At 22.9% G+C, this 3007-nt stretch carries 2 protein-coding genes; both read left to right on the top strand.

Annotation, left to right across the window (positions count from 1 at the left end; all coding sequences use genetic code 11):
• Positions 1-596 precede the first annotated feature (596 nt).
• Positions 597-1181 (top strand): aminodeoxychorismate/anthranilate synthase component II, encoded by a 585-nt coding sequence (locus tag AB4W66_RS02555; protein WP_367675104.1) that lies wholly within the window; start codon positions 597-599, stop codon positions 1179-1181.
• Between the two features lie 140 nt (positions 1182-1321).
• Positions 1322-2902 carry an anthranilate synthase component 1 gene (locus tag AB4W66_RS02550; protein WP_367675105.1) on the top strand — a complete coding sequence of 527 codons (1581 nt, stop codon included), beginning with the start codon at positions 1322-1324 and terminating at the stop codon, positions 2900-2902.
• Positions 2903-3007: the final 105 nt, after the last annotated feature.

Here is a 3007-nt window from a genome sequence, read left to right as displayed (position 1 = left end):
GTAAATAAAAATAACAAGATTATTTATTTAAAAATCTTTTTTACTACAATAACTTACTTAAGTTTTAAAAATTGTTTAAAAAAAGTTTTTTTTAGAAAAAATTGAGAATTTTTTTTTAGGAATATTAAAAAAAACAAAGTTTTTAAAAAAAAATTTTATAAGTTATTGTTTTTAAAAAGAAAAAACAATAATTTTTAATATTTTTTATCAATATTTTATTATTATTTTTTTTTTATATGATATTAATATTTTTCGTTTTTTTTATTTTTAAGGGGGAATATTTGTATAAATCATGTATATCCTGTGGATAACTTTTATTTTTCTGTAAATAAATTTCATTAAAATTAATTTTTTCATCTATAAAAACTTAAAAAAAAACAATAAAATTAAACACTTAGCGAAATAATATTAAAAAAAAAAAATCTCAAATTATTTATTCTTATTTAAATAATATACTTGTTTTTATTATTATTATTATTATATCTTTATCTTTTAGTCTTTTTAGTTTTTTATTTTATATTTTAATTTAGTTGATTTTTTAAATTATTTATATATATTAAAACTAAAAACTATAAAAAAAGATATAAGTTGATTGTATGTTTGAGATTTTATTAATTGATAATTTAGATTCATTTACTTACAATTTAGTTGATATTTTTAGAAAAAATAAATATAAAGTTTCTATTTTTAGAAATTATATTTCAGAAAAAAAAATTGAGAAAAAAATCATTAGTATGAAAAATCCTATTTTGGTTTTTTCTCCTGGACCAGGGGTACCTAAAAATGCAGGTTGTATGATTTCTTTGATTAAAAATTTTAAATCGAAAATACCTATGATAGGTATATGTTTAGGTTTTCAAGCAATAATTGAAGTTTTTGGAGGCAGTATAGTTTTATCTAAAAAGATTTTACATGGTAAAACTTCTTTAATTAAACACGATGGTTTAGATATTTATAAAAATATTTGCAACCCCCTACAAGTAGGTAGATATCATTCTTTTATATGTAACAAAATTCCAAATGGTTTCATCGTAAATTCTACTTATAAAGAAATAGTTATGAGTATAAAAAATAAATCAAAAAAAATATTTGGATTTCAGTATCACCCAGAATCTATTTTAACACCCTATGGAGATCAAGTTTTATTAAATACAATTTCATGGATCGAAAAAAAAAATTAATTTAAATCTACTAATAATACCTTCCAACATCACTCCTATTTAAAAATTAATTTTACGTTTAGACAACATTAGGAAAAAATAAATATTTTTTTTTAAAAAAAATATTTTAATTGAATTTCTAATTTTTTTTGGAGAAATAAATGAATCATCGTCTAACAAAAAATGAAATAATTCGCACAACTTGTAAATATCATGAAGAACCCTCTTTAGTTTTTGATAAAATTTGTCGAGAAAAATCTGAAACGTTGTTGTTAGAATCTGCTGCAGTTCATGATAAAAAAAATATTGAAAGCATGTTAATTATAAATAGTGCAATTAAAATACAATGCTTTAAAAATATTGTTGAAATAGAAGCTGTTTCAAAAAATGGTTTGTCTTTATTAAAAACAATTGATTTTACAGTTTTAAATGATAAATCAGTAAATATAAAAAAAAAAAAATGGAATACATTAGAAATACATTTTCCTATTTTTGATTGTTTTGTTGATGAAGATAGAAAATTATTTTTAATATCGGTTTTTGATGCTTTAAGAGTTATTAAAAAATCGATTGATAACCCTGAAAAGAGCAAAATGGGGGTATTTTTTGGTGGTATTGTATCATATGATCTTATTTCTTACTTTGAGCCTGTTCCTAGGGTTTTTAATTCTAAATACAAACACCCGGATTTTTGTTTTTATTTATCTGAAGATTTATTAATTTTCGATCATAAAAAAAAAGAATGTAAATTGCAGACAAATATATTTACTGATAGTGAAAAAGAAAAGTTAAATATTTTAAAAAAAATTAAAATTATTTGTAATCAAATAGAAAAAATAGAATTAAAAAAAAAAAGTAAAAAAATAAATATTTTTAGTAATTTTGAAGAGGAAAAGAATAAATGGATTGATTGTGAAACTGATTCTAAAATTTATAAAAATAGAATAAAAAAAATGAAAAGAATGATACTTAACGGAGATGTTTTTCAAATTGTCATTTCTAGAAAATTTTTTTTGCCTTGTCCCCATCCTCTTAAATCTTACATATATCTAAAAAAAAATAACCCTAGTCCTTATATGTTTTTTATGCAAGATAGTCGATTTACTTTATTTGGTTGTTCACCAGAAAGTTCTTTAAAATATTCATCCAAAGATCGGAAAATCGAAATTCATCCTATAGCAGGTACAAGACCTCGTGCTTTTCTTTCTACTGGAGGTATCGATATAGATAAAGACAATAAAATGGAATTGGCTATGAGAATTAATTCTAAAGAGTTAGCTGAACATTGTATGTTAGTTGATCTTGCTAGGAACGATTTAGCTCGTATTAGTTTACCTGGTACTCGTTTTGTTTCTGATTTAATGAGAGTAGATCGATATTCACATGTCATGCATTTAGTTTCTAAAGTAGAAGGAGTATTGAAGAATGATTTAGATGTTTTTCATGCGTACCAATGTTGTATGAATATGGGTACTTTAACAGGTGCACCTAAAATACGTGCAATGCAAATTATTGCAGAAGAAAAAGAAGTAAGAGAATGTTACGGGGGGGCTATTGGGTATTTTACAGGAGAAGGAGATTTAGATACATGTATCGTAATTAGATCAGCTTATGTTAGAGATGGAATTGCTTGCGTTCAAGCTGGTGCAGGAATTGTTTTGGATTCTATTCCTAATGAAGAAAATGAAGAATGTAAAAGTAAGGCGATGGCTGTAATTTCCGCTATAAATAAAACATATTAGGAAATTTTTTTAAATCTCTCTTTTTTACAAATTTAAGGTAAAAAATAATTTTTTAGAATAACCTGTGGATAACCTGTGGATAACCTGTGGATAACCTGTGGATAA

The organism is Buchnera aphidicola (Tetraneura ulmi), from assembly GCF_964058925.1.
Taxonomy (GTDB): domain Bacteria; phylum Pseudomonadota; class Gammaproteobacteria; order Enterobacterales; family Enterobacteriaceae; genus Buchnera_D; species Buchnera_D aphidicola_B.
The sequence above is the reverse complement of the archived record's forward strand: the minus strand, read 5'-3'. Positions and strand labels throughout refer to the sequence as shown.

Bases quoted from the DNA above. Each gene is read 5' to 3' on its own strand.
- AB4W66_RS02555 (WP_367675104.1), top strand. From the start codon at position 597: ATGTTTGAGATTTTATTAATTGATAATTTAGATTCATTTACTTACAAT.
- AB4W66_RS02550 (WP_367675105.1), top strand. From the start codon at position 1,322: ATGAATCATCGTCTAACAAAAAATGAAATAATTCGCACAACTTGTAAA.